The organism is Roseovarius sp. MBR-78 (genome assembly GCF_040547535.1).
Lineage (GTDB): Bacteria > Pseudomonadota > Alphaproteobacteria > Rhodobacterales > Rhodobacteraceae > Roseovarius.
Window position 1 is genome coordinate 25,482 of the sequence record NZ_JBEPPX010000007.1, and the last position, 26,536, is coordinate 52,017.

24 protein-coding genes are annotated in these 26,536 nt (G+C 67.0%); 11 read left to right on the forward strand and 13 right to left on the reverse strand.

Annotation, left to right across the window (positions count from 1 at the left end; genetic code table 11):
* Nucleotides 1-13: 13 nt before the first annotated feature.
* Nucleotides 14-472 carry a Fe-S cluster assembly transcriptional regulator IscR gene (iscR, locus tag ABIE58_RS07275; RefSeq protein ID WP_354544045.1) on the reverse strand — a complete coding sequence of 153 codons (459 nt, stop codon included), beginning with the start codon at nt 470-472 and terminating at the stop codon, nt 14-16.
* A gap of 156 nt (nt 473-628) precedes the next feature.
* On the opposite strand from iscR, the gene ABIE58_RS07280 reads away from it, so the two are divergent.
* Nucleotides 629-1,282, forward strand: coding sequence for an alpha/beta hydrolase (locus ABIE58_RS07280; RefSeq protein WP_354544046.1), 654 nt, complete (start codon nt 629-631; stop codon nt 1,280-1,282).
* 9 nt (nt 1,283-1,291) lie between these two features.
* Nucleotides 1,292-1,546, forward strand: a complete 255-nt coding sequence (locus tag ABIE58_RS07285; RefSeq protein WP_354544047.1) for a hypothetical protein — start codon at nt 1,292-1,294, stop codon at nt 1,544-1,546.
* 11 nt (nt 1,547-1,557) lie between these two features.
* Here ABIE58_RS07285 and ABIE58_RS07290 read toward each other — a convergent pair whose 3' ends face one another.
* The gene (locus tag ABIE58_RS07290) at nt 1,558-1,953 is read right to left on the reverse strand and encodes a DUF6524 family protein (protein WP_354544048.1); all 396 of its coding nucleotides are present in this window, start codon (nt 1,951-1,953) and stop codon (nt 1,558-1,560) included.
* Between the two features lie 145 nt (nt 1,954-2,098).
* On the opposite strand from ABIE58_RS07290, the gene ABIE58_RS07295 reads away from it, so the two are divergent.
* Both ABIE58_RS07295 and ABIE58_RS07300 read left to right on the forward strand, forming a co-directional pair.
* The gene (locus ABIE58_RS07295; RefSeq protein WP_354544049.1) at nt 2,099-3,394 is read left to right on the forward strand and encodes an adenylosuccinate synthase; all 1,296 of its coding nucleotides are present in this window, start codon (nt 2,099-2,101) and stop codon (nt 3,392-3,394) included.
* Nucleotides 3,395-3,404: 10 nt separating this feature from the next.
* Nucleotides 3,405-3,635 carry a DUF2842 domain-containing protein gene (locus tag ABIE58_RS07300; protein WP_354544050.1) on the forward strand — a complete coding sequence of 77 codons (231 nt, stop codon included), beginning with the start codon at nt 3,405-3,407 and terminating at the stop codon, nt 3,633-3,635.
* A gap of 48 nt (nt 3,636-3,683) precedes the next feature.
* On the opposite strand, the gene ABIE58_RS07305 is transcribed toward ABIE58_RS07300, so the two are convergent.
* Nucleotides 3,684-6,137, reverse strand: coding sequence for a GcvT family protein (locus tag ABIE58_RS07305; RefSeq protein ID WP_354544051.1), 2,454 nt, complete (start codon nt 6,135-6,137; stop codon nt 3,684-3,686).
* 257 nt (nt 6,138-6,394) lie between these two features.
* Here ABIE58_RS07305 and secG point away from each other — a divergent pair, with 257 nt between their 5' ends.
* Together secG and pyrG are read left to right on the forward strand one after the other, a co-directional pair.
* The gene (gene secG, locus ABIE58_RS07310; RefSeq protein WP_354544052.1) at nt 6,395-6,760 is read left to right on the forward strand and encodes a preprotein translocase subunit SecG; all 366 of its coding nucleotides are present in this window, start codon (nt 6,395-6,397) and stop codon (nt 6,758-6,760) included.
* Nucleotides 6,761-6,924: 164 nt separating this feature from the next.
* Complete coding sequence (gene pyrG, locus ABIE58_RS07315; protein ID WP_354544053.1) at nt 6,925-8,568, forward strand: CTP synthase; 1,644 nt, start codon at nt 6,925-6,927, stop codon at nt 8,566-8,568.
* 215 nt (nt 8,569-8,783) lie between these two features.
* On the opposite strand, the gene ileS is transcribed toward pyrG, so the two are convergent.
* The gene (gene ileS / locus ABIE58_RS07320) at nt 8,784-11,834 is read right to left on the reverse strand and encodes an isoleucine--tRNA ligase (protein WP_354544054.1); all 3,051 of its coding nucleotides are present in this window, start codon (nt 11,832-11,834) and stop codon (nt 8,784-8,786) included.
* 408 nt (nt 11,835-12,242) lie between these two features.
* On the opposite strand from ileS, the gene ABIE58_RS07325 reads away from it, so the two are divergent.
* Nucleotides 12,243-13,787 (forward strand): phosphoethanolamine transferase, encoded by a 1,545-nt coding sequence (locus ABIE58_RS07325; protein WP_354544055.1) that lies wholly within the window; start codon nt 12,243-12,245, stop codon nt 13,785-13,787.
* A 90-nt stretch (nt 13,788-13,877) separates the two neighbouring features.
* Nucleotides 13,878-14,288 (forward strand): group III truncated hemoglobin, encoded by a 411-nt coding sequence (locus ABIE58_RS07330; protein ID WP_354544056.1) that lies wholly within the window; start codon nt 13,878-13,880, stop codon nt 14,286-14,288.
* Nucleotides 14,289-14,321: 33 nt separating this feature from the next.
* Here the strand turns inward: ABIE58_RS07330 and ABIE58_RS07335 are convergent, their stop codons facing one another.
* From ABIE58_RS07335 to ABIE58_RS07345, 3 genes are read right to left on the reverse strand one after another with little or no spacing between them, the layout of a single operon-like run.
* Nucleotides 14,322-15,317 carry a YcjF family protein gene (locus tag ABIE58_RS07335; protein ID WP_354544057.1) on the reverse strand — a complete coding sequence of 332 codons (996 nt, stop codon included), beginning with the start codon at nt 15,315-15,317 and terminating at the stop codon, nt 14,322-14,324.
* Nucleotides 15,314-15,763 carry a GNAT family N-acetyltransferase gene (locus tag ABIE58_RS07340; protein WP_354544058.1) on the reverse strand — a complete coding sequence of 150 codons (450 nt, stop codon included), beginning with the start codon at nt 15,761-15,763 and terminating at the stop codon, nt 15,314-15,316. Before ABIE58_RS07340 ends, ABIE58_RS07335 begins: the two co-directional genes overlap by 4 nt.
* Nucleotides 15,760-17,163 carry a YcjX family GTP-binding protein gene (locus tag ABIE58_RS07345; protein ID WP_354544059.1) on the reverse strand — a complete coding sequence of 468 codons (1,404 nt, stop codon included), beginning with the start codon at nt 17,161-17,163 and terminating at the stop codon, nt 15,760-15,762. The genes ABIE58_RS07340 and ABIE58_RS07345 overlap by 4 nt, the downstream gene beginning before the upstream one ends.
* Nucleotides 17,164-17,312: 149 nt before the next feature.
* Between ABIE58_RS07345 and ABIE58_RS07350 the strand changes: the two genes are divergently transcribed.
* Nucleotides 17,313-17,933 (forward strand): thiamine phosphate synthase, encoded by a 621-nt coding sequence (locus ABIE58_RS07350; protein ID WP_354544060.1) that lies wholly within the window; start codon nt 17,313-17,315, stop codon nt 17,931-17,933.
* Between the two features lie 305 nt (nt 17,934-18,238).
* Here ABIE58_RS07350 and olsA read toward each other — a convergent pair whose 3' ends face one another.
* The 3 genes from olsA to ABIE58_RS07365 form a co-directional block, all read right to left on the reverse strand.
* Nucleotides 18,239-19,081: a lyso-ornithine lipid O-acyltransferase gene (gene olsA, locus ABIE58_RS07355; protein WP_502950074.1), complete on the reverse strand. Its 843-nt coding sequence runs from the start codon at nt 19,079-19,081 to the stop codon at nt 18,239-18,241.
* Nucleotides 19,078-19,875 (reverse strand): L-ornithine N(alpha)-acyltransferase, encoded by a 798-nt coding sequence (olsB, locus tag ABIE58_RS07360; protein ID WP_354544061.1) that lies wholly within the window; start codon nt 19,873-19,875, stop codon nt 19,078-19,080. Before olsB ends, olsA begins: the two co-directional genes overlap by 4 nt.
* Nucleotides 19,876-20,006: 131 nt before the next feature.
* Entirely contained in the window at nt 20,007-20,189 is a 183-nt protein-coding gene (locus ABIE58_RS07365) for a DUF3553 domain-containing protein (RefSeq protein ID WP_354544062.1), read from the reverse strand.
* A gap of 26 nt (nt 20,190-20,215) precedes the next feature.
* Between ABIE58_RS07365 and ABIE58_RS07370 the strand changes: the two genes are divergently transcribed.
* On the forward strand, nt 20,216-20,842 hold the full coding sequence (locus ABIE58_RS07370; RefSeq protein WP_354544063.1) for a histidine phosphotransferase family protein: 627 nt from the start codon (nt 20,216-20,218) through the stop codon (nt 20,840-20,842).
* Nucleotides 20,843-20,910: 68 nt separating this feature from the next.
* Nucleotides 20,911-22,020, forward strand: a complete 1,110-nt coding sequence (locus ABIE58_RS07375) for an AI-2E family transporter (protein ID WP_354544064.1) — start codon at nt 20,911-20,913, stop codon at nt 22,018-22,020.
* Nucleotides 22,021-22,320: 300 nt separating this feature from the next.
* On the opposite strand, the gene ABIE58_RS07380 is transcribed toward ABIE58_RS07375, so the two are convergent.
* Genes ABIE58_RS07380 through ABIE58_RS07390 form a run of 3 tightly spaced genes read right to left on the reverse strand, consistent with a single transcriptional unit; the run spans nt 22,321 to nt 26,518 of the window.
* On the reverse strand, nt 22,321-23,040 hold the full coding sequence (locus ABIE58_RS07380; RefSeq protein WP_354544065.1) for an alanyl-tRNA editing protein: 720 nt from the start codon (nt 23,038-23,040) through the stop codon (nt 22,321-22,323).
* A complete protein-coding gene (locus ABIE58_RS07385) occupies nt 23,037-25,496 on the reverse strand; it encodes a DUF3772 domain-containing protein (RefSeq protein ID WP_354544066.1) in 2,460 nt (819 codons plus the stop codon). The genes ABIE58_RS07380 and ABIE58_RS07385 overlap by 4 nt, the downstream gene beginning before the upstream one ends.
* The gene (locus ABIE58_RS07390) at nt 25,493-26,518 is read right to left on the reverse strand and encodes a cysteine synthase A (protein WP_354544067.1); all 1,026 of its coding nucleotides are present in this window, start codon (nt 26,516-26,518) and stop codon (nt 25,493-25,495) included. Before ABIE58_RS07390 ends, ABIE58_RS07385 begins: the two co-directional genes overlap by 4 nt.
* Nucleotides 26,519-26,536: the final 18 nt, after the last annotated feature.

Here is a 26,536-nt window from a genome sequence, read left to right on the forward strand (position 1 = left end):
ACCCTGCGCGGTGCTATTCATCCACCACCGAAAAGAGATGCGGCACCGCCGGACAGGGCGCGAGCGCGTTGCCCACCACATCGCTCAGCCGCGCCTGGTGCAGGAACACGTAGACATGCGCGCTCAACCCCTCCCAGAGCCGGTTCGACAGCGATTGCGCGCGGCTCCCGCTCGCGCCGCCCGAGGCCCCCGCGCCCTTGTGCAGCGCGTCCACCGTCTCGTCCACTGCCGCCAGCACCTCGGCCACGCGGATATCCGAGGCGGGCCGCGCCAGCCGGTAGCCGCCCCCCGGCCCGCGCACCGACTCGACCAGCCCGGCGCGCCGCAGCTTGACGAATAGCTGCTCCAGATAGGGCAAGGACACATCCTGCCGCCGCGCAATCTCGCCCAGCGTCACCACCCCGCCCGCAGGCTGAAGCGCGATATCGACCAGCGCCACCATCGCATAGCGCCCCTTGGTGCTGAGTTTCATGGCCGCCTCCCCTTCCGACACTGATTGACCTTCTCGGGCACAGGGCTTATCTGCATCCGAACCGGTCCATCGCCGATCATATCCGAACCACGCCCAGGGATGCGAGAGCGAATGCATCAATCAGGTCGCCCGCGCGCGAAAGAAGGACAGTAACATATGCCCGAGGTTATCTTTCCCGGCCCCGAGGGCCGTCTGGAAGGCCGTTACCATCCGCAGCGCGACCGCGATGCGCCGATTGCCATCGTCCTGCACCCGCACCCACAATTCGGCGGCACGATGAACAACAAGGTGGTGTATAACCTCCACTATGCCTTTCACAAGATGGGCTTTACCGTGCTGCGCTTCAACTTTCGCGGCGTCGGGCGCAGCCAGGGTGAATACGATCAGGGCGTGGGCGAATTGTCGGATGCCGCCTCGGCGCTCGACTACCTGCAATCCATGAACGCCAATTCCAAGCATTGCTGGGTGGCGGGGTTTTCCTTTGGCGCGTGGATCGGGATGCAGCTTCTGATGCGCCGCCCCGAGATCACCGGCTTCGTCTCGGTCGCGCCACCCGCGAACATGTATGATTTTTCGTTCCTCGCGCCCTGCCCGGCCTCGGGGCTGGTCATCAACGGCAGCGCCGACCGCGTCGCCCCGCCAACTGATACCGACATTCTGGTGGCCAAGCTCAAGGAACAGCAGGGCATCACCATCACCCACGAGGAAATCGAGGGGGCCGACCATTTCTTTCGCGAGCCGCATATGGATGTGATGATCGACAGCGTCACATCCTACGTCAAGCGTCGCCTTACCGAGACAACCCGCTAGGGCCGCATCATGGGCGTGACCGAGGATCTTGCCGACGAACTGGCCCGCGATGTCATCAAGGCGATCGAGGCCACCGGCGACGAGGATATCATCGGCGAGATCACCAAGGTGCTCGGCGCCTCGTCGCAAACCGCCGAGGAGGCGTTCCTCACCGCGCTGCGCGTGCGCCGCGCCAATATCAAGGCGCGGGCGCTGCTGATGGACCGGCTGCGCCGCTTCAAGGCCGAGAAAGAGGCCGGCGGCGAGGGGCACCCCAAAGGGTAGCCCGCCCTTTCCTACGCATCCACATCATCCATATCCGCCTGCCCCGACAGCTTGCGGCGCACATGGCTCCAGCTCAGCCCGATTCCCAGCACCAGCGACAGTGACACCAGCGCCAGCCAGATATTGACCGCCGTATCGTCGAAGGTCACGATCCGGTAATCGTACAACACCCAGATCAGCGTGCCCACGATCGCCAGCACCAGCCCCATGCCGATCCCGCCGATGGATCGCAGCGTGGCGCGCAGGTAGATGATATAGCCAACCATCAGCAACAGCCCCAGAAGCAGGACCAGCGGCATCTGGCTGCTGACATTGGCGCGCCCCCAGGTTACATAGTTCCATTCGGTCGGGTTGAAGGTCAGCGCCAGAAGCACGAAGGCTGCCGCCCATCTCAGCATAAATCCCATACCGCACCCTCTGCACTGATCCTGTCATGTGGTTTTGGCGTGCCCCGGCGCGCCTGTCCAGTGGGCGGTAGTGAAATTCCGGTTTCCCCCCGCGCCGCGCCTCGCTATACCGGCGCGCGCACTCCAGCTTGCCGAGAGGAAAATCATGGCCAATGTCGTTGTCGTCGGTGCCCAATGGGGCGATGAGGGAAAGGGCAAGCTTGTCGATTGGCTGAGCGAGCGCGCCGACGTGATCGCGCGCTTCCAGGGCGGGCATAACGCGGGCCATACCCTCGTGATCGACGGTCAGGTCTACAAGCTCAACGCGCTGCCCTCGGGCGTGGTCCGGGGCGGCAAGCTCTCGGTGATCGGCAATGGCGTGGTGCTTGATCCGTGGCATCTGCTGAACGAGATCGAGGCCATCCGCGCGCAGGGCGTGACCATCACCCCCGAAACGCTGATGGTGGCCGAGAACACGCCGCTGATCCTGCCCATTCACGGCGAATTGGACCGCGCCCGCGAAGAGGCGGCGAGCAAGGGCACCAAGATCGGCACCACCGGGCGCGGCATCGGCCCCGCCTACGAGGACAAAGTGGGCCGCCGCGCGGTGCGCGTCGCCGATCTGGCCGACGAGGCGACGCTGATCGCGCGGGTGGATCGCGCGCTGCAGCATCACGATCCGCTGCGCCGGGGCCTTGGCATCGCGCCGGTGGACCGGGACGCGCTGATTGCGCAACTGCAAGAAATCGCGCCGCAGATCCTGCCCTATGCCGGGCCGGTCTGGAAGGTTCTGCTCGACGCGCGGCGCGCGGGCAAGCGCATCCTGTTCGAGGGGGCGCAAGGGGCGCTGCTCGATATCGACTTTGGCACCTATCCGTTCGTGACCTCTTCGAACGTGATCGCGGGACAGGCGGCCACCGGCGTGGGCCTCGGCCCCGGCGCGATCGACTACGTTCTGGGGATCGTCAAGGCCTATACCACCCGCGTCGGCGAAGGCCCGTTCCCGAGCGAATTGGACGACGCCGACGGCCAGCGCCTCGGGACGCGCGGCCATGAATTCGGCACGGTCACGGGGCGCAAGCGGCGCTGCGGCTGGTTCGATGCCTGCCTCGTGCGCCAGACCTGCGCCACCTCGGGCATGAACGGCATCGCGCTCACCAAGCTTGACGTGCTCGACGGGTTTGAGAGGCTGCGCATCTGCACCGGCTACGCGCTGGACGGCAAGGTGCTTGATTATCTGCCCACCGCCGCCGAGGAACAGGCCCGCTGCACCCCCGTCTACGAGGATATGCCCGGCTGGTCGCAATCGACCGAGGGCGCGCGAAGCTGGGCCGACCTGCCCGCCGAGGCGATCAAATACGTGCGCCGCGTCGAAGAGTTGATCGGCTGCCCGGTCGCGCTACTCTCAACCTCACCCGAGCGCGAGGATACCATCCTCGTGACCGACCCGTTCGCCGATTGAGGAGACCCCCATGCCACTCAGCCACCGCGCGCGCAAACGCTGGTCCCTTGTCGCGCTCCTTGTCGGGATGCCGCTCTGGGTCGTGGCGGCGGTGACCGTAGTGGGCCTGTTCGACCGCCCGCCCTTCTGGCTTGAAATCGTCATATATGTGGGCCTTGGCGTCATCTGGATCGTGCCGCTCAAGCCGCTCTTTCTCGGCGTGGGCCAGCCCGACCCCGACAAGGGGCAGGACCGGCCCTGATCTTCTTCTTGGTGCAAATACCCATTTTCCCCGGTCGGGCCGGGCGGTTCAGCCGCGCATCCGGGTGCCCTCGGGGTCGAAAAGCGGCGTGGTGATGAGGGTCGCGGGGCATTTCTCGCCCAGGATCTCGATCTCGGCTTGCAACCCCTCGCGCACCGCCTCGGTCGGGATCAGCGCCAGCGCGATGGATTTGCCCGCATGGTGCGAATAGCCCCCCGAGGTGCAGAAACCGCGCACCTCGCCCGCGATCCAGACCGGCTCATACCCGTTAACATCGGCGTCCTGCGCCTCGACCTCAAAGGCCACCAGCCTGCGCGCCGCGCCCGTGGCACGCTCGGCCTCCGCCGCTGCGCGGCCGATGAAATCCACGTTCTTTTTCCACGCGATGAAGCGGTCCATGCCGGTCTCTCCGGGCGTGTAATCGGGCGAAAACTCGCGCAGCCACGCCCCGAAGAACCGGTCCAGCCGCAACGACATCATCGCCCGCATCCCGAAGGGGCGCATCCCGTGCTTTTGCCCCTCATCCCACAGCACTTGCCACAAAGCGCGCTGCGCCATCGGGTCGCAATAGATCTCAAACCCCAGATCTCCAGTGTAGCTGACGCGCTGCACGAGGCAATCCACCATGCCGATGGTTGCGCGGCGGATATCCATGAAGCGCATGTCGGCGATCCGGTCACGGGTGCAGGCCACCAGCACGTCGCGCGCCTTTGGCCCCGCGATCTGGAAGCCGTTCAACCGGTCGGAAATGTTCTCGACCCGCACGCCCTCGGCCTCATTGCGTTCGAACCAGCGCATATGCACCGCCTGCGCGCCGTAAGAGGCGGTGAGTTGAAAGGTCTCATCGTTAAGGCACGACACCGTGAAATCGCCCCAGAGGCGCCCCTTGGGCGAGAGCATCGGCGTGAGCGAGAGCCGCCCCGGCGCGGGGATGCGTCCGGCCATGATCCGGTCGAGCCAATCACGCGCCCCCGGCCCGGTGACAAGGTATTTTCCGAAATTATGCACCTCGTTGATACCCACCCCCTCGCGCACGGCACGGACCTCGCGCGCAGTCGCCTCCCAGGCGTTGGAGCGGCGGAAAGACGGCGTCTCATAGCGCGGCTCTTTTTGTTGGCCTACCGCTTCGCTACTTGAGGCCCCATAGCCTTCAGCGAAATAATTCACCACCTCCAGCCCGAATTGCGCGCCCCAGACCGCGCCCATACCGTCAAAGATGTCATACATCGGCGTCTGCCGCAGGGGCCGCGCGGCGGGCAGTTCCTCGTTCGGGTAGGAGACGCTGAAACGCTTCTGGTAGTTCTCGACCACCTTGGGGCGGGTATAGCCGGGGCTGATCCAGTCGCCGAAGCGCGCCACATCCATCGCCGTCACGTCGCGCTCGCATTCCCCCTCTGTCATCCATTGCGCCAGCATCAGCCCCACGCCGCCGCCCTGGGAAAAGCCCGCCATCACCCCGCAGGCCGACCAGTAATTGCGCAGGCCCGGCACGGGGCCGACCAGCGGGTTGCCGTCGGGGGCGAATGTGAACGGGCCGTGGATCACCGATTTCACGCCCGCGCGGCCCAGCGCCGGAAACCGCCTGTAGGCAAATTCGATGCTGTCCTCGATCTTGTCGAAATCATCGGGCAAAAGCTCGTGCCCGAACTCCCACGGCGTGCCATCCACCGCCCAGGGGCGGCAGGGCTGCTCGTAGAACCCGATGCAGAGGCCGCGCCCCTCCTGCCGCAGATAGCTTTCGCCCGCAGGGTCCATCACATGGGGATGCTCGCCGCCCGCGTCGATCATCGCGGCGACCTCGGGCACCTCGTCGGTGACGATATATTGATGCTCCATCGGGTGCAGCGGCAGGTAGACGCCCGCCATCGCCCCCACCTCGCGCGCCCAGAGGCCCCCGGCATTCACCACATGCTCGGCATGGATGGTGCCCTTGTCGGTCACCACGTCCCATGTGCCGTCCGCACGCGGAATGGTCTCGCGCACCATGCAATGCGTCTCGATACTGGCCCCGCCCATGCGCGCGGCCTTTGCATAGGCGTGGGTGGTGCCCGACGGGTCAAGATGACCGTCAAGCGGATCGTAAAGCGCGCCGATGATCCCCTCGACATTGGTCACGGGCGACAGCTTGGCAATCTCCTCTGGGCCAACGATATGTGTGTCGAGGCCCATGTAGCGGTGCTTGGCCCGCTCCGCGAGCAGCATGTCGAACCGGTCGCGGTTATCCGCCAGCGTCACGCCGCCCACGTGGTGCAACCCGCAGGACATGCCGGTGATCTCTTCGAGTTCCTTGTAAAGGCGAATGGTATAGCCCTGAAGCGCGGCCATGTTGGTATCGCCGTTGAGCGTGTGAAAGCCCCCCGCCGCGTGCCAGGTGGAGCCGCTGGTGAGCTCGGAGCGCTCGACCAGCATGACATCCGACCATCCCAGCTTGGTCAGGTGATAAAGCACCGAAGCACCGACGACGCCGCCGCCGATGACACAGACGCGCGTGGTGGTTTTCATGAGCAGCCTCCTGCAATTGGGTTTTGCCCAGAGTGGCGGCACGGCGCGGCGCGTCATGTCGGTTTGCGACAGGATATGTCGTTTCTCTCAGACGCGACCGGGCAAGGCCCCGCGCCCTGCCCCGCAGCCCCACCAACAGGCCGGTTTTCGCGCGCCGCGCGCCGCCCGCCACAGCGACGGCCACATTGCCGGGTTGCGGGCCTCCACGGAATTGCATAGATACCGGCCAACACGCGCAAAGACAGGCCCTGCCCGCTATGGAAAACGTCGTCCTCACCATCCACCTGCTGCTCGCACTCGCGCTCATTGGCGTGGTGCTTCTGCAACGGTCCGAAGGCGGCGGCCTTGGCATGGGCGGCGGTGGCGGGGGCGCGGTCACGGGCCGCGCGGCGGCCACGGCGCTGGGCAAGCTGACATGGATATTCGCGGCGGCCTTTATCGCCACCTCGCTCACGCTGACCGTGCTGGCGGCGCAGAAATCGGCGGGGGTCTCGGTGCTTGACCGGCTCGGCAATACCGAAACACCCGCGCCCGCAGAGCCGGCCGCCCCCGGCCTGCCCGATGTCGACAGCCTGCTGCCGCCGCCATCGAGCGACGCGCCGCTGACGCCCACGGCGGACTGACCACAAATAATTGCGGGTGCCGCGCGTATCCGCAACACGATCTAGCGTCCACCTTGCGTGGATGCTGCGAATCCTTTATAGGTTAAATCCCGTGATCGGGTGGCTTTTTCGGGGCCAGCCGGGGCTTTGACCAAGCGAAAACTGCATCACGGGGGGCCAGCCGCATGGCACGTTATATCTTCATTACCGGCGGCGTTGTGTCCTCGCTCGGCAAGGGGCTGGCCTCTGCAGCGCTGGGCGCGCTCTTGCAGGCGCGCGGGTTCTCGGTGCGGTTGCGCAAGCTTGATCCCTATCTCAACGTCGATCCCGGCACGATGTCGCCGTTCGAGCATGGCGAGGTGTTCGTGACCGATGACGGGGCCGAAACCGATCTCGACCTTGGCCATTACGAGCGTTTCACCGGCGTGCCCGCCCGGATGACTGACTCCGTCTCCTCGGGCCGTATCTATTCCAACGTGCTGGAGCGCGAGCGGCGCGGCGATTACCTTGGCAAGACGATCCAAGTCATTCCGCATGTCACAAATGAAATCAAGGACTTCCTCGCCATCGGCGAGGATGAGGTGGATTTCATGCTCTGCGAGATCGGCGGCACGGTGGGCGATATCGAGGGGCTGCCGTTTTTCGAGGCAATTCGTCAATTCAGCCATGATCGCCCGCGCGGTCAGTGCCTTTTCATGCATCTCACGCTGCTGCCCTATCTCGCGGCGAGCGGAGAGTTGAAGACCAAGCCGACACAGCACAGCGTCAAGGAATTGCAAAGCATCGGCATCGCGCCCGATATCCTCGTGTGCCGGTCCGAGCACCCGATCCCGGAAAAGGAACGCGAGAAGATCGCGCTTTTCTGCAACGTCCGCAAGGAACATGTCGTCGCCGCCTATGACCTCAGGTCGATCTACGAGGCGCCGCTGGCCTATCACCGCGAGGGGCTGGATCAGGCGGTGCTCGACGCTTTCGCGATCAGCCCCGCACCGCGCCCCGACCTGACCGTGTGGCAAGATGTGGTGGACCGCATCCAGAACACCGATGGCGAGGTGAAAATCGCCATTGTCGGCAAATATGTGCAGCTTGAGGATGCCTATAAATCCATCCGCGAGGCGCTCACCCATGGCGGCATGGCCAACCGGGTGCGCGTCACGGTCGAATGGGTCGATGCCGAGATTTTCGAGCGCGAGGACCCGGCCCCCCATCTTGAAGGCTTTCACGCCATTCTCGTGCCGGGCGGCTTTGGCGAGCGCGGGACCGAGGGCAAGATCAAGGCCGCCGAATTCGCCCGCACCCGCAAGATCCCCTATCTCGGCATCTGTCTGGGGATGCAGATGGCGGTGATCGAGGCGGCGCGCAACGTCGCGGGCCTGCGGGATGCCGGATCGGAGGAATTCGACCATGAGGCCGGCAAACGCCGATTCGAGCCGGTGGTCTATCACCTCAAGGAATGGGTGCAGGGCAACGAGAAGGTCAGCCGCAAAGTGAGCGACGACAAGGGCGGCACCATGCGGCTTGGGGCCTATGACGCGGTGCTGAAAGACGGCTCCCGCGTGGCGCAGATCTATGGCGGCACGGCGATCGATGAGCGCCACCGCCACCGCTACGAGGTGGACACCAAGTATCGCGAAAAGCTGGAGGCCTGCGGGCTGACCTTCTCGGGCATGTCCCCCGATGGCCGCCTGCCCGAGATCGTCGAATGGTCGGACCACCCGTGGTTCATCGGCGTGCAATATCACCCCGAGTTGAAATCAAAACCCTTCGCGCCGCACCCGCTCTTTGCCGATTTCGTCCGCGCGGCGATCGAGACCTCGCGTCTGGTGTGACGCGCGCGCGATCCGGCACGGTCGGGCAGCGCCTGCTACCGTGACGGGGGACGTTCAGGGCCTGTAGCGGGCGTTCAAGGCTTGCCCCCCGCGCGGAGTCAAGGCGTGCTTGCACGCCGCCGCGCAGCGCCCGACCGCCCAGACGGACGGGCGGGCGCTTTTGCAACTTGGCAGGTCATGCCATCCCCAAGGCAGCACCTGCCAGATGCCGGACCTTAACCAAGCGCCTCGGAGCAGCGCTTGCAGGTGCCGGGATGCGCGTGCCGACCGACATCGGGCAGGACCTTCCAGCAGCGCTGGCATTTCTCGCCCTCGGCGCGCTCAAAGACAACGCCGATATCCTCTACCTCGGGCATGCGGAATGCCTCGTCGGGGCGCGGATCGCCGCTGAGCACGATGTCGGAGGTGATGCAGATATCGGCGAAATCCACCGTTTTCAGCGCCGCGAGCGTCTCTGCGTCGCGCACATGCACCACCGGGGCCGCCTCGAGGCTCGCGCCGATGACCTTGTCCGCGCGCTGCACCTCAAGCGCCGCCGTCACCACCCGCCGCGCGCGCCGCAGCCCGGCCCATTTCGCCGCCAGCGGCTCATTCAGCCAGTCGGCAGGCGTCTCGGGCATGTCGGTCAGGTGCACGGAATTCTCCTCGCCGGGGAAGCGCGAGAGCCAGACATCCTCCATCGTGAACACCAGCACCGGCGCGAGCCATGTGGTCAGCCGGTGAAACAGCAGGTCCATCACCGTGCGCGCGGCTCGGCGGCGCGCGGTATCGCCGTCGCAATAGAGCGCATCCTTGCGGATATCGAAGTAGAACGCACTCAGATCGAGCGTGCAGAAATTGAAAATCTGCTGGAACACGCCCTGAAAATCATAGGCGGCATAGCCCGTGCGCACCTTGTGATCGAGTTCCGCCAGCCGGTGCAGCACCCACCGTTCCAGCTCGGGCATGTCCGAGGGCTCCACCGGGTCGGCCTCTGAGAAATGCGCGAGCGCCCCCAGCATGAAGCGCATCGTGTTGCGAAGGCGGCGATAGCTGTCGGCGACGCCTTTCAGGATCTCCGGCCCGATGCGCAGATCGGCGGTGTAATCCGCCTGCGCCACCCAGAGCCGCAGGATATCGGCACCGTATTGCTTGATCACCGCCTCGGGGGCGACGGTATTACCCAATGATTTGGACATCTTGTTGCCCTTCTCATCGAGCGTGAAGCCATGCGTCAGCACCCCGCGATAGGGCGCATGCCCCATCGTGCCGCAGGCTTGCAGCATCGAGGAATGGAACCAGCCGCGATGCTGATCGGTGCCTTCGAGGTAAAGATCGGCCATGCCGTCCTCGGAGCCATCCGCGCGGTCGCGCAGCACGAAGGCATGGGTGGAACCGCTATCGAACCACACATCGAGGATGTCATCGACCTTGCGCCACTCGTCGGGATCAACGATGCCGTCCAGGAACCGCTCTTTCGCGCCGTCCTTGTACCACGCATCCGCGCCCTCGGCCTCGAACGCCGAAAGGATGCGCGCGTTGACCTCTTCGTTGCGCAAAAGATAATCCGAATCCGTGGGTTGCGCGCCGTTCCTGACAAAACAGGTCAGCGGCACGCCCCAAGCGCGTTGCCGCGAGAGCACCCAATCGGGCCGCGCTTCGATCATCGAATAAAGCCGGTTGCGCCCGGTCTTGGGGGTCCATGTCACCAACTCGTCAATCGAGCGCAGCGCGCGCTCGCGGATCGTGGTGCCATATTGATCCTGCCCGTCGCCCACGGGGCGATCAATCGCGGCAAACCATTGCGGCGTGTTGCGATAGATCACCGGCGCCTTGGAGCGCCAGCTATGCGGATAGCTGTGCTTGATCTTGCCGCGCGCGAGCAGACCGCCGACCTCGATCAGCTTGTCGATCACCGCCTTGTTGGCGTTGCCCTCTTTCCCCTTGCGATCAAGGATGAACTTGCCGCCAAAGAACGGCAGGTCAGGGCGGAAAGAGCCATCGTCGAGCACGTTATAGGTGATGACCTGATCGAGCATCCCGAGACCCCGGTAAAGCTCGTATTCCTCCATCCCGTGCGACGGCGCGCAATGCACAAAGCCGGTGCCTTCCTCGTCGGTGACAAAATCGGCGGCGCGGAAATCGCGGGGGTCGTCCCATTCGCCATTGCCGCCCTCGGCCCCTGCCAGCGGGTGCGAGAGGCTCAAACCACTTAACTCCTCGGCCGTCACGTCGCGCACACGTCGATACATTGACGGCTCCAGCCGCGCGCGTGTCATCACATCCTCTGCAAGTTTGTCCGCCAAGAGATACCTCTCACCAACCTTGGCCCAGCATTCTGCGGGCGTGTCAGTCACCTCATATAGCCCGTAAGAGATTTCGGAACCGTAAACGACGGCCTTGTTGGAGGGGATAGTCCAGGGCGTCGTGGTCCAGATCACGACGGACGAACCGATAAGCTCAGAAGCGGCTTTTTCTGCGACATCTTTTCTTTTGGCGATCTGAGCACCTGCCTGTTCCAGAAGGTCTGAGACGACCTCCTGTGTAATTGGTCCAGCCTCCTCACGGCGCCTTGCAGCCCCCCCCGGCGGTTGGATTTTATCATTATCCACTCCCGCCACCCGAAACTTCACCCAAACCGTGAAACTCTCCTTGTCGTGATATTCCACCTCCGCCTCGGCCAGCGCGGTCTTTTCCACCGGCGACCACATCACCGGCTTGGAGCCTTGATACAACGTGCCATTCATCAGGAATTTCTGGAACTCTTCCGCGATGATCCGCTCGGCGCGGAAATCCATCGTCAGATACGGGCGCTCCCACGCGCCGGTGATGCCCAGCCGCTTGAATTCCTCGCGCTGAATGTCGATCCAGCCTTCGGCGAATTTCCGGCATTCCTGACGGAAATCAACGATATCCACCTCGTCCTTGTTTTTACCTCGCGCGCGGTATTGCTCTTCGATCTTCCACTCGATCGGCAACCCATGACAATCCCAACCGGGGATATAGCGCGCGTCGCGGCCCATCATCTGCTGCGAGCGCACCACCATATCCTTGAGGATTTTATTCAAGGCGTGGCCGATATGCAGGTGGCCGTTGGCATAGGGCGGGCCGTCATGGAGGGTGAAGGGCGTGCGCCCCTCGGCAGTCTCCCGCAGCCGATCATAAACCCCGATCCGCGCCCAGCGGGCCAGCCAGTCGGGCTCGCGCGCAGGCAGCCCCGCGCGCATCGGGAAATCGGTTTCGGGCAGGTTCAGCGTGGCTTTGTAATCGGGCATATCGGCGCACATGGGTGGCGTCCTTCGTCAGGTCTCGGGATGTATGGTTGGGGTGGCGCGATGGCTCGAACGCCTTATGTCCCGGCGGCTCGATTGTGTCAGAGCGCCGGGCATGTAATTCGAATGATGATCGCTATGGCGTGGATCATGCGCCGCCTTATAGGCGCGCGCCCCGCAGGCGTCCAGAGGGACAGGCAGCCGTTTTCGTGGCAAAGCCCCCCGAACCGCACCCCATCGCGCTTGCGCGCCGGGGCCCGTGCACGACTCAGGCCCCCTTGCCGTTACTGCGGCTGCCATTCGGCGCTTTTCTGCCGAGTGCGTCATCCTCGCACCTGCCCGATCCTGACCCAATTCGGTTAGGGACTGTAACAGGATGAGTAGTCACATGTCCCCAGCCGTGGAGTGAACCCGTTGCCCGACATGCAAGCAACCCCGACGCCGTTCCGGCACGCCTTGCTGTCACGGCTCCACGAGATGCGCCCGCGCATGTCGGGCATCGGGCTGGCCCTGCTCACGAGCATCTGGCTGCTGGCCGCATTCAATATCTCTTTCTGGACGCGGTGCTACGATCTGATGCAGGCCAACCCGGCCTTCTTCGCCCTGTTCGTGATCGCGATCTGGGCGTTGACCGTGTTCTACCTGCTGATTCTGGGGAATCGCTGGCTTATCAAGCCGTTCCTGATCGCGAATATCTTCATCGCGGCTGCGGCCTCTTATTTCCACGAAACCCTCGGGATCATCGTGGATCGCGAGATGATCCAGAACACGCTCAACACCACCGCGAACGAGGCAGGCGCGCTCGTGACACCCGAGTTCCTCGGTTACATGGCAGCGCTCGCGGTGCTGCCCTCGCTGCTGATCCTGGCGGTGCGGGTGACGCATCGGCCCTTGCTGCGCTCTTGCCTGTGGCACGTCGGAGCACTGATCGTGACCGGCGGGCTATTTCTAGCCATCGCCTTCAGCAACTACCAATATTACAGCTTTGCGCTCAAGCAATCGCGCGGCGTGCGCGGTATCCTGCACCCGATAGGGCCAGTGCGAAGCGTGGGAAAATACGTCGAAATGATCCGCGCGACACGCGCGATGGAATTTCAGCCTGTCGCCCTCAACGCGCACAACGGACCGGTCAAGACCCGGTCGGGTAAACCGACACTGATGGTGCTTGTCGTCGGTGAAACCCTGCGCAATGCGAATTGGGGGCTGAGCGGTTACGCCCGCGACACCACGCCGGAATTGCGCAAGCGCGATGTCGTGAACCTCGCCGGGGTCAGGGCCTGCGGCACGTCCACCTCGGTATCCATCCCCTGCATGTTCTCGAACCTTACGCGCGAGGAGTTCAGCTACGCGGCGGCGCGGTCGCGCGAGAACCTGCTCGATGTGCTCGCGCGCGCGGGTTACGACATCGAATGGTGGGACGCCAATACCGGCGACATGGGAGTGGCGGAGCGCGTCCCCTATACCAATTACAACCACGCCACCGACCCGGAATATTGCGTGAACGGGGAATGCAACGATGGTATCCTGACCAGGCATCTGAGCGAAATCCTGCCCGAGATCCACCACGATACGGTAATCGTGATGCATCAGATCGGCAATCACGGCCCGGCCTATTTCGAACGCTATCCCCCGGATTTCGCGCGCTTCCTGCCCGAATGTCGCGATCCGATGGTTGCCAATTGCTCGCGCGAGAGCGTTATCAACGCCTATGACAACGCGGTGGCCTATACCGACCGGCAATTGTCACGCATCATCGACCTTCTGGATGCACGCCCCGATCTCGATACATCGCTTGTCTACGTCTCCGATCATGGCGAATCGCTTGGCGAGAGCGGGTTGTATCTCCATGCGGCCCCGTATTGGATCGCGCCGTCCGAACAAACCACCGTGCCGATGGTCCTGTGGATGTCAGCCGCGTTCCGCAAGGATATGCGCGTGCGACAGGAGGGCGGGGACGGGTGGACATGACCGGCCTTGCGCCCCGTGTCCTCCCCTGATCAAGGGCACTCGCCCCCCACATGGCTTGCCTTGGCCCGCCCGGCAGGCCACATAAACCCCATGAGCACCGCCCTGCCCCCGCGTTTCCCCCTCACCCGCCCCGAGATCGCGCGGGTGGTGGCGGCGTTCTATGCCGCCGTGCGCGCCCATCCCGGCCTCGGGCCGGTCTTTGCCGCGCATGTCACCGACTGGCCCGCGCATGAGGCGCGGATCACCGATTTCTGGGCCAACACCATCCTGCACGAGCGCGGATATGACGGCAATCCGGTCGCCGTCCACCTGCGCGCGGGCAATGTGCAGCCGGGGATGTTCTCGACCTGGCTGGCGCTTTTCGACGCCACCCTCGCGCGCGAGCTGTCCCCCGATCAGGCCGCCGCGTGGTCGGCGCTGGCGCACCGGATCGGACGCTCGATGCGCGCCGCCGTCGTGGACCGAGAGACCCTGCCCGACGGCGTGCCCAAACTGCGCTAAGGCGCGCTCAGCGCGCAGGACAACGCCACCGCCTCAGCCCTCACCCCTTGCAAACAGCCCCGCCAACGCGCGGCGCAGCACGCCCGTCACCGTCGGGCGCGACACGGCGAGGCGCGGCAGCGGGCGGCACAACTCCATCGCCGCCAGCCCCACCCGCGCGGTGAGCGCGCCGTTGACCACGCCCTCGCCGAACCGGCGCGACAGTTTCGAGACCACGCCGCCGCCCGCCACGCTGCTGATCATGTCATCGCCCACCGCCACCGCGCCGGTGGCCACCAGATGCGCCACCACCGCCCGCGCCAGCCGCCAGCTCCCCAGCGTGCTGGTGCGCCCGCCATAGATCGTGGCCACGGCACGGATCATCCGCAGGTTGGCCACCAGCGCCGCGACCACATCCGCCAGCGCCAGCGGCACCAGCGCGGTCACCAGCGCCACCTGCCGCGCGGCCAATTCCACCTCGCGCAGCGCCGCCGTATCCAGCGGCGCAAGAATCTCGGCCTCTGCCAGCGCCAGCAGCGCATCGGCCTCCACCTGCTCGCCCGCCCGCTCATCGAGCCGCGCCAGCCCCCACGCGGCCTCGGGCCGCGCGGCATAAAGCCGCCGCAACCGCGCCACCACCGCCCGCGCCGCGCCCAGGTCGCCCTCGGCCCGCGCCGCCCCGGCCGCCGCGCGCAGCGCATCAAGCCGCCCCAGCCGGGCAAATCCCGCCGCCTCGCGCAGCGCGATCACCAGCGCCACGACCCCCAGCGCCACGCCCAGCCCGGTGACCACCCGGCCCAAAAGCGGCGACCGCTCCAGCAGCGCCATGGCAAAATCCCACGCCGCGACCGACACCACCACGCCAATGAGCGCCAGCGCCAACCCCCAAAAGGCGCGCGCCAGCCATGAGGGCCGCCGCGCCAGCCCCGCCATGGCCGCGCGCATCGCCCTTCCCTCGGGCGCGGCCTCGGCCTCGGGCACCGGCGGCGCGCGGTCGGGCGCGGCCTCATCGTCGCCCTCGATCTCGATCAGGATCGGCCCCCTGCTCATGCCCCCGCCTCCTCGCCTGTCCAGACCATGCGGATATCCGGCAAGCCCTCGTCATTGCCGCCGCCCTGGCCGTCATGCCCGGCCTCGGCAAACCCCGCCCCGCGATAGAACCGCCGCGCGCGCAGGTTCTCGGCCAGCACCCAAAGATCAAGCGCGCCCGCGCGCGCCTGCGCATCGCGCAGCAGGGCACGCCCCACCCCCTGCCCGCGCCATTCCGGCGCGACATATAGCGCGTGAACGCGGCTGCCATCGCGCAGCAGGAACCCCGCGATCCGCCCCCCCGCGCGAGCCACCTGCACCCGGCCCTGCCATGTCACCCGGCCCAGAAGCCACAGATCATCTGCATGGCCGCGCGCGCAGGCCGCGCCGGGCACCGCACGCGTCGCGCCCCACAGGATCACGGCCAGCCGGGGCACGTCCCAGATATGTGCGCGAGAGAGGATCACAGCCGGTCCCCGATCAGGAACTCAACCGCCCGGTCAAGCCGGATATGCGGCGGCCCCTCGCCGGGGCGCAGGCTCAGCCGCGCGGGCGCGAACCGCTGCGCGCCGAAATCGCCCTCGGGCCAGCGCGCCGCGCCTGCGCGCGCCGATGCCAGGATCGCCGCCGGATCGCCGGGCAACGCACCGGGATAAAACGCCACCTGCCCGCCCGCGCCATCCGCCGCGCGCCCGCGCACGCACTCCACCTCGCGGCCCTCATGGCGGCGGGTCTCCTCGACCGTGGCGCGCAGCGCGGCAATGGCCATGCTGCGCACATCGGCCCCGGCGAATTGCGCCCGGTCGCGCGCCCCGCGCAGCATCGCCTCCATGATCGCGGCAAGGCGCGGGTGCTGCGCGTGGTGCAGGTGGTCGGCCTTGGTCGCGGCAAACAAGAGCCGCTCCACCCGCCGCCCCTGCATCAGCCGGGTGAGAAACGCGTTGCGGCCGGGGCGGAAGGTGGCGAGGATATCGGCCATCGCAAGGCGGGTCTCCTCGACAGCACGGGGGCCCTGATGGATCGCGTCGAGCAGATCGACAAGCACCACCTGCCGGTCGATCCGCGCGAAATGCGCGCGAAAGAAGGGCCGCACCACCTCGCGCTTATAGGCCTCGAACCGCCGCGCCATTTCCGCACCAAGGCTGCCGCGCGGCGCGCCCGCCACCTCGGGCAGGGGCGCGAATGTCACCACCGGCGCGCCCGCCAGATCGCCGGGCAGCAAAAACCGCCCCGGCGTGCAATCGGCATGGCCTGCCTTGCGCGCGGCGTGCAAATAGGCGGTGAACGCCGCTGCAAGGCCCCGCGCGCGGCCCTCGTCATGCGCCGCCGCCGGATCGACCCCGGCCAGCGCCTTGCACCACCCGGCCCCCTCGGCGCGGGCCTCGGCACGCGCCAATGCCTCGCGCGACCAGTCTCCATAGCTCTTGTCCAGAAGCGCCAGATCGAGCAGCCATTCGCCGGGGTAATCGACGATATCAAGATGCACCGTGCGCGGCCCGGTCACGCCCGCCAGCATCCCCGCAGGCTGCACCCTGAGCGACAGGCGAAGCTCCGAGACCGCGCGCGTGCTCTCGGGCCAATGCGGCTCGGGGCCGGTCAGCGCCGCCAGATGCGTCTCGAAATCAAAGCGCGGCAGCGTGACATCGGGCTGCGGTTGCAGATAGGCCGCAAGGATGCGCCCCTCGCCCGCCGCCGCCAGCCCGGTCATGCGCCCGCGCTCCAGCAGGTTGGCCACCAGCGCGGTGATGAACACGGTCTTGCCCGCGCGCGCAAGGCCCGTGACGCCGAGCCGGATTACCGGCTCGAAGAGCGCGCCCATCCCCTCGATCTGTCGCGTCAGCCCCTCGGCCAGCCCTGCAATCGCCACGCACCGTCCCTTTATCCACTGACCCTGAGAATAGGCACCCCCGCCCCGGCGTGCCAGTGCCGATTTGCCCCCCGACTGCGACGGCGGGTCATGGCCAAGCGCGCAATTCCCCGCTAAGACAGCCGCCAGACCACACCGGAGCGCGCCCCATGACCCAAGCCGAGCAGCCGCAGATCTATCTCATCACGCCCCCCGCCTTCGATCCGGCGCCCTTCGCGGACCGGCTCGCTTTGGTGCTCGACGCGCATCCCGTGGCCTGCCTGCGGGTGGCGCTTGCCTCGGGTGACGAGGATGCCGTGGCGCGCGCCGCCGAGACCTGCCGCGAGGTGGCCCATGCCCGCGACGTGGCGGTGGTGATCGAGCGCCATACCGGCCTTGTCGAACGGCTGGGCCTCGATGGGGTGCACCTGGCCGATGGTGCGCGCGGCGTGCGCGCGGCGCGCAAGGCGCTCGGCCCCGAGGCCATCGTCGGGGCGTTCTGCGGCACCTCGCGCCATGACGGGATCACGGCGGGCGAGGCGGGGGCCGATTACGTGGCCTTCGGCCCGGCAGGGCAGACCGCGCTCGGCAGCGGCGAACGGGTAGAACACGAGACGTTTGAATGGTGGTCCGAGATGATCGAATTGCCGGTGGTGGCCGAGGGCGCGCTCGACGCGGCCACCGTCACCGCCCTCGCCCCGGTGGCCGATTTCCTGGCCTTCGGCGAGGAAATCTGGCGCGAGGACGACGCCGAAGCCGCCCTCGCCCGCCTCATCGACGCGATGGGATAGGGCGCGCGGGCGGCCCGTCTGACATCTGCGTCTCCGGGTTCGACGCGATGCCCCCGCAGTCACAAAAGCAGCAATCCCGCCGCGCAAGAGCAGGCTTCGCGCAGCGCCGCAGTCTGTTATGGCATATCGGTGTCCACTGTATTCAGAAGGAGCAGGCTGACATCAATTTCCTAGACAACAATAGATATGAACAACTCAAAACCGACATATGCCACAGTTGCCGATAGATATGTCCATTTATGCGGCGGCTTCGTTGTCGGCCCTGTTACGAAGAATATTACAGGCAAGGCGCGCGAGGACGCGCGTCACACCCCGCGCCGATCCTCGGGCAATCCCGCGCGCACCGCGCGTTCGCAGGCCGCCGCCAGCGCCTTGCGACCCTCGAAATCGCCCGCCGCCAACGGCGCGTGGCAGATCACGCGCACCCGACCCTGCCGCGCCATCCCCAGCACCGTGACAAGGTGGCTGCCGAACGCCATGTCGCCCCACCAGCCATAGGCCCGCGCATCCGCCCCCTCGGGGGCCTCGTAGACCAGCGTGACCGGCTGCACCCACAGCCCGCCGCCCGCGCCGCCCTCCCCCGCCGCGCAAAGCGCCTGGAACAGCGTCGATTTGAACGGGCGCAGGCGCATCCCGTCGGTGCTCGTCCCCTCGGGAAAGAACAAGAGCCGCCGCCCCGCGCCCAATCGTTCCTGCAAAAGCTCCGTCTGCCCGCGCGCCGCGCGCGCATCGCGGGTGATGAACACCGTGCCGACGAGCCGCGCGAGAAAGCCGATGCCGGGCCAGCCCGCCACCTCGGCCTTGGACACGAAATACACCCGCTTGCGCGCATTGAGCGCGAAGATATCGAGCCAGGAGACATGGTTGCACACCACCGCGCCGGGGCCTTGCAGGGGTTTGCCCTCGATCACATGGCCGATCCCGAGGATCGCCAGCACCCGGCGGCAGACCCAGACCGTGATCGCGGGCGTCCAGGGCCGCGCCGGCCCATGCAGGGGCCGCTCGGCCAGCCGCAGCGCCAGCGTCGCCAGCACCCCCGCGCCGATCACCAGCGCGATACGCCCGCCCCGCCAGGCCACCCGCCGCCAATGCCCGCGCGTGCGTGGCATCTCGGGCGGGGGGGCGGATGACTGCCAGGTGACGCTCACGCCGCGCCCCCGGCGGCGCCCCCGGTGCCACCGGCCCCCCCGCGCGTATACATCGCGCGCTGCCGCGCGCTCAGCAGCGCGGTATCCATCACCAGGCAGACATCGGTGGTGTTGAACGCGTGATCGACATAGGCCCCCTCGCCGACGCAGCCGCCCAGCCGCAGATAGGCCTTGATGAGCGCAGGCACGGCGCGCATCGCCACGGCGCGGTCAAGCGCCGCCTCGGGCACCAGGTCCATCGGCTGAAAATGCCCCGGCCGCGCGCGCACCCGCAGCGCGGGCGGCGCAAGATGGCGGTAATGCAAGAGCGACAGCGGCTGCGCCAGCGCGGCCACATCGGTGCCGTGAAAGCTCGCCACGCCGAACAGCACCTCGATCCGGTGCTGATCGACATAGCGCGCCAGCCCCTGCCAGAGATGATAGAGCGCCTCGCCCCCGCGATAGGGCCGCGCCACGCAAGAGCGCCCAAGCTCCAACAGGCGCCGCCCGCTCGCGCGCAGGCGCGCAAGATCATATTCATCCTCGGAATAGAATTGCCCGGCGCGCGCCGCCGCCTCGCCTTGCAACAGCCGGTAGACCCCGACCACCGCGCCGCCCCGCGCGGTATCGCGCAGGATCAGGTGATCGAAGAACGGATCGAACCGGTCGCGCTCCAGCCGCGCATCATGATCGACAAGCGGCCCGTCGCCGCCCAGTTCCTCGACGAAGACCTCGTAGCGCAGGCGCTGCGCGGCCTCGATATCGGCGGCATCACGGGCGATCTCGACACGGAATCGGGGGGCGGGTGCGGTCATCGGCCTCGTCTCTGCTGCGTCTGGCTGGGCATGTCCCGGCTTCTACGCAGGCGCGGGGCCGGTTGCAACGCGCCACTGGCCGCAGGGCCGCCGCCGTGATATCATAGGGGTTAACCGTTTGCTAACCTCGATCAGCCATCATGGACAGGCAACAGCGCCACGCGGTTGCCGTCGATCACCACCTTGCCCTCTTCGCGAAAGGTCACCGTGATGCGCCCGCCGATATTGGATTGCACCTGCCCCACGCCCCAATCGGGGCGGGCGGGGTTTTCCACCAGCATCCCCGGCTCCAGCACCGCATTCATCCCGATCATGCCTTGCCCCGCTCCCGGTATCGCCCATGCCGCAGGATGATCCCCGGCTTGCCGCGATGGTAGGCTCGCGCATCTGCCACGATCTCGCAAGCCCGATCGGCGCGGCGCTGACCGGGCTTGAATTTCTCACCGACATGCCGGGCGGCTGCGGCCCCGAGGAAATGGCGCTGCTACGCGACAGCCTGACCGGCGCGCGCGCCACGCTGGAAATGCTGCGCATGGCCTTTGGCACCGTCGGCGCGGGCGAGGCGCTCGACGCCCGCGCGCTGGGGGCCACCGTGCGCGGCCATCTCGCCGCGCGCCCCCGGCTGCACCTCGACTGGGCGCTTGACGGCCCGCTGGCGCGGCCCGACGCGCAGCTTGTCGCGCTGGCGGTGCTCTGCGCGGCGCAGGCGCTGCCGCGCGGCGGCGCGCTCGTCGTTGCACGCGCGGGGGGCGCGCGTATCACAGTGACGGTCACCGGCCCGCTTGGCCTGCCCGAGCCCATGCTGTGGGACGGGCTGGCGGGGCGCGCGGCCCTGCCCGAGGCCGATCCGCGCCGCATCGAATTTCACCTGCTCGCCGCCAGAATCGCGCAGGGCGATGCCGCGATAGAGGTCACATCCCACGCCGACACCCTCGCAATCACCCTGATAATGCCCGTGCGCGATTGATCTTCCCCGGTTTTTCCCGATAGTGGGGGACATCCGCCAGATCACCCGAGAAACGAGCGTCCGCAGCCGTGACCACGCCCCGATACACCCCCCCCGAGACGCAGGATTTCCAGCGTATCCGCACCGCCGCGCAGCTCATCATCGCCTTCGCGGTGGTGCTGTTCCTGCTGGTGCAGGCGCGGTTCCTGCTGATTTCGCTGGCCACCGCGATCATCCTCTTCAGCCTCACCTCCGACGCGATCAATTCCATCGCCCGGATGCGCATTGGCCCGGCGCGCATCCCCAACTGGCTCGCCAGCATCACCGCGCTGGTGCTGATCTCGGCGGCGCTGCTCAGCCTCTCGGCGATCATCCTGTCGCAGGCCAACACGGTGCTCTCGACCACCATCGCCTATGCCGACCGCGCCCCCGAAGCGCTGGCCGCCGCCGTCTCGTGGCTGGGGCCACAGGCCGAAGTGGCGGTGCGCCAAGCGGTGGCGACCTTCGATGTCGCGGGCTATCTGCGAACCATCGCAGGCCAAGCGGGCAGCCTGATGCAGGGCACGGTGCTGGTGATCCTCTTCGTGGGTTTTCTCTTTGCCGAGCGGGTCTGGTTCGATACCAAGCTCCAAAGCCTGCTGGGCGACCGCGCGCAAGCCGACCGCGCCGGGCGCATCATCGGCTCGATCATCCACCGGGTGAACCATTACCTGCTGGTCAAGACGCTGGTCAGCGCGGTGACCGGGCTTATGGTCTACGGCGTGGCGCGCGGCTTCGATCTCGATCTCGCGGGCGCGCTTGGCATCCTCACATTCGTGCTCAACTACATCCCCGCCATCGGCTCGATCGTGGCGACGGTGCTGGTGGCGCTGGTGACCTTCGTGCAACTGGGCGAAGGGCCGGTGACGCTTGGCATTTTCGCCATCGTCGCCGGCATCCAGTTCGTCGCCGGCAACGTGATCGACCCGATGCTGATGGGCCGCGCGCTGCGGGTGTCGTCCTTCGGGATCATCATCAGCCTGGCGTTCTGGGGGGCGGTCTGGGGGATACCGGGGATGTTCCTCGCGGTGCCGATCATGGTCGGCGCGATGATCGTGTTCAGCCATGTGCCGGGGCTGCGCCCGATCGCGGTGCTGTTGTCGCGCGAGGGCCTGCCGGAAACCGAGGAAGAGCTGAACGCCACCCGCCCGGCGGCGTGATGGGGGGTAAAGGTCTGGCCAGGAGGGGGCGTTCTATATGACGTGCAGAGCCGCGCGAGTGCCCGACCGCGGGTGGGCGCGATAACGGTTGTGGCGGGCGCTTTATGGCGCAAAATACTTGAACGATTGTGAGGGATGCCACGTTGCAAAAGCGCCCGCCCGTCCGGGCGGGTCATGCCGGAGGCATGCCTTCGGCATGACCGCTCGCGCGGCGGCGCGCCAAGGCGCGCCTTGTACCGTGCGGGGGGCAGGGGGCGAATGGCAGCACCAGCCTCCCATCCGACCTCCCCGCCTCCGCCCTCACCCGTCGAGGTGCAGATAGACCCGGCGGTTCTGGCGGCCCTTCTTCTCGATCTTGCCAAGCCGCAGGGTGCCGATCTCGCCGGTGCGCGCCACATGGGTGCCGCCGCAGGGCTGAAGATCGACCCGGTCCTCGCCCGCGCCGATGGCGATGAGCCGCACCCGCCCGGCCCCGCGCGGCGGCGCGGCGGACATGGTCTTGACGAGGCCGGGATCGGCGTCAAGCTCGGCATCGGTGATCCAGCCCTCGGTCACGGCCAGATCGCGATCCACCAGCATGTTGAGATAAGTCTCCAGCGTCTCGCGGTCCTGCGGGGCCTCGGGCATGTCGAAATCGAGCCGCGAGCGCACCTCGCCCACCTGCCCGCCGGTCACCGGCAACGGGATCACCACCGACAGAAGGTGCAGCGCCGTGTGCATCCGCATGAAACGGTGCCGCCGCTGCCAGTCGAGCACCTGCCACAGCTCTGCCCCCACCGGCGGCAGCGCCAGCGGCTCTCCGGGCACCAGCGCGATCCGGCCCTCGTCGGTGCGCACACTGGTGGCCACGCTCACGCCGCCCCCGTCCCACTCAAGCCGCCCGCTATCGCCGGGCTGCCCGCCACCGGTGGGATAAAAGATCGTCCGGTCAAGCACCACGCCGCCCTCGGGCGTATGCGCCATCACCCGCGCCCCGGCCTCGGCCAGATAGGGATCATCACGGTAAAGCATATCCGTCATCGCCCGTCCCCGCCCGCATCACCGTTGTCTCCGCTCTCGAAATCGGCCTCGGTCTTTTGCACCGGCGCGGCGCTCGGTGCCGCCGCGGGGGCCTCAACCTCTGGCACCACCGCCGCACCGGGCCGCCCCGCCGCAGGCATCGCGTTGCGGAACCACACATCCTGTTGCGGAAAGGGGATCTCGATCGCCTCCTCGGCAAAACGCCGGGCGATCTCGTGGTTCATGTCGGAATGCACGGTCATCACCCAGTTCACATCGCGCAGGATGGCGCGGATTTCGAAATCGAGCGCGCTGTCGCCGAAGCCGCGAAACACCACGTTGGGGGCCGGTGCCATGAGCACCATCGGATGCGCCTCGGCCACCTCGCGCAGGATCGCCTCGACCCGGCGGGTGTCAGAGCCATAGGCCACGCCCACCGGCACGATCACCCGGCCCACCGTGTTGCCACGGGTATAGTTGGTCACCGTGCCGCTGACGAAATCGGCATTGGGCACGATCACGTCGGTGCGGTCAAAGGTCTCGATCCGGGTAGAGCGCACCGAGATGGATTTGACATAGCCGTGCTGGCCGCCCACCTCGATCCAGTCGCCCTCGGAAATCGGCCGCTCGATCAAAAGGATGATGCCTGAGACGAAATTCGACACGATGTTTTGCAGGCCAAAACCGATCCCGACCGAGAGCGCGCCCGCGACGATCGCGAGCGAGCTGAGGTCGATCCCCGCGCTGGTGATCGCGATCACGGCGGCGAGGAATATCCCGACATAGCCGGTGCCCGACACGATCGCGTTGCGCCCGCCGGTATCAAGCCGCGTCTTGGGCAGGATGGTGTTGCGCAGCGCCCCCTGCACCAGCCGCGTGGTGATATAGCCCAGCGCGAAGACGGCGGCGAAGGTGACGAAGACGACCGGCGATATCTGCACGCCGCCAAGGCTCACCCCTTGGGTAAAGCTTGTCCAGACCTCAACAAGCTGTGCCTGCCGCGCGCCCCAGATCAGCGCGAATCCCGGCAGCGACAGCACGATGACGGCAAAGCCCGCCAGGACAGGCACCAGCGACTCGGCGGCCCCGTCGCGGTTGCCCGTCGCCATCACGTAAAGCTCGGTCAAGAGCCGTTGCAGGATCACCAGCGCCGCCAGCAGCATCAGCGACAGTGCAGCGGGCAGCATCAGCGCCTGCGCCGCCTTGACATAGCCCACCGCCGCCAAGAGCGGCCCGATCACCGCCACCGCCAGCACCAGCCGCGCCACCAGCCGCGCCACCCGGCCCGACAGGCCCGCCTCGCCGTCATTCTCGGCCGCGCAGGCGCGGGCATGCAGGCCAAGCAGCGCCGCGATCCGCCACAGCAACAGGCCTGTCAGAACCTGCACCGGGAAGATCACCACATTGGTCGCAGCCTCGCTCCATCGCGCGCCTTCGGTCACCGCCTGTATGAAATGGAACGCCGCCACCACCAGCCCCAGCAACGCCCCGTAAAGCCGCCCCGAATAGCGGCAGCGGTCATCGAGGCTCAGCACCGGGCCGCGCGGCTCGTGGCGCGGAAACACGCGCTGCGCCAGCCAGCGCGCCAAGAGCAGGATAAAGGCCGCAGGTAGCAAGGTGCCAAGCAGCAGGTCGCCCCGCACCCCGGTCATCCCCGAGGCAGAGATCGCGCGCACCAGAGCGTAAATGCCGGCATAGGGCAGCAGCCACTCGCCCAGAGAAACGACAAAGCTCGCGATCCAGCGCCCCGCGCTCGGGGCCTCGCCCACCAGCCGCTGCATCAGCCGCACCGACCAGCGCCGCCCCCGCGCCAGCAGCACCAGCCCCAGAAGCGCCCAGACCACGATCACCGGCAGGTTGTCGCGCAGGATCGTGCGCTCGATCGGGCTTTGCCACGAGCGGGCCACCTCGGCGCTCACATCGCCCGTCAGCCGATAGAGCGCGCGCACTGCGTCGGGCCAGTGCAGCGGGTTGACCGGCATCGGACCGATCCGCAGCAATTCCGCCGTCTCACGCGCGCGGATGGTCTCGTCGATCCCGGCAATCAGCCCCTCGGCGCGGCTGCGGGCAAGCTCGGCGGTGCGCACCGGTGCCTCGATCCGCGTCAACCGTCGGTTGAGCTCCTCGCGCTGCGCGGCGATATTTTCGGGCTCATCGCCGGTCTCGGGCGGCGGGCCGAGGGCGGCAAGCTGGTCGCGCACGGTCTTGATCGTGGTGGCATTGGCGCCTTGCGCCTCGGTGAATTGCTGGCGAAACTCGGCCACCTGCCCGCGCAATTCCTCGAGCACCTGCGTCGCCACCTCGCCGCTTTCCAGCGCGCCCTCGACCCGGCCCGCGAGGTTTTCCCAGGCCTCGTAATCCGGCCCGCCGCTCAACACCTGCTGGGCCTGGGCCGCACCGATCAGCGGTGCCACCCCCACGGTCCCCATCAGCGCCGTGGCAAGCGCCAGCCATATCGCCACAAAGGCCTGTTTCATTCGACGAACACCCCCGGAATCGAGCGCGGTGCGTCGGTCAGCCAGCCGGGCACCGGCAGCCCCTTGCCGCGCAGGAATTCGGGATTCCAGAGCTTGGATTGGTAGCGATTGCCGAAATCGCACAGCACGGTCACGATCGTGTGCCCCGGCCCCATCTCACGCGCCATGCGCATGGCACCTGCGATGTTGACGCCGGTCGAGCCGCCCATGCACAGCCCCTCCTCGCTCAACAGATCAAACACGATGGGCAGCGCCTCCGCATCGGGCACGCGACAGGCGAAATCGGGGGTGAAGCCCTCAAGATTGGCGGTGATGCGCCCCTGCCCGATGCCTTCGGTGATCGAATCGCCGGGGTTGTCCTCGCCAGTATAGATCTTATAGAGGCCCGCGCCCTCGGGATCGGCCAGCCCGATCTTGACGCCCTTGGGCTGCAACGCCTGCGCCACCCCTGCCAGCGTGCCGCCCGAGCCCACGGCACAGATGAAGCCGTCAACGCGGCCGCCGGTCTGCTCCCATATCTCCGGGCCGGTGGTTTCCACATGCGCCTGCCGGTTGGCCACGTTGTCGAACTGGTTGGCCCAGATCGCGCCATTGGCCTCGCTGCGCGCGAGTTCCTCGGCCAGGCGGCCCGAATAACGCACATAGTTATTTGGGTTCTTGTAGGGCGCGGCGGGCACCTGCACGAGGTCTGCGCCGGCCAGCCGCAGCATGTCCTTTTTCTCCTGGCTTTGCGTCTCGGGGATCACGATGACGGTGCGAAACCCCATCGACGCCCCCACCAGTGCCAGCCCGATGCCGGTATTGCCGGCGGTGCCCTCGACGATGGTGCCGCCGGGTTTGAGATCGCCGCGCGCCACCGCATCGCGGATTATATAGAGCGCGGCACGGTCCTTGACCGACTGGCCGGGGTTGAGAAACTCGGCCTTGCCCCAGATCTCGCAGCCCGTCTCCTCGCTGGCGCGCCGGAGCCGGATAAGGGGGGTGTTGCCGACGGCCTCTGCCAGGTCCCGTGCCATGCGCATCGCGTTCGCTCCTGTCTT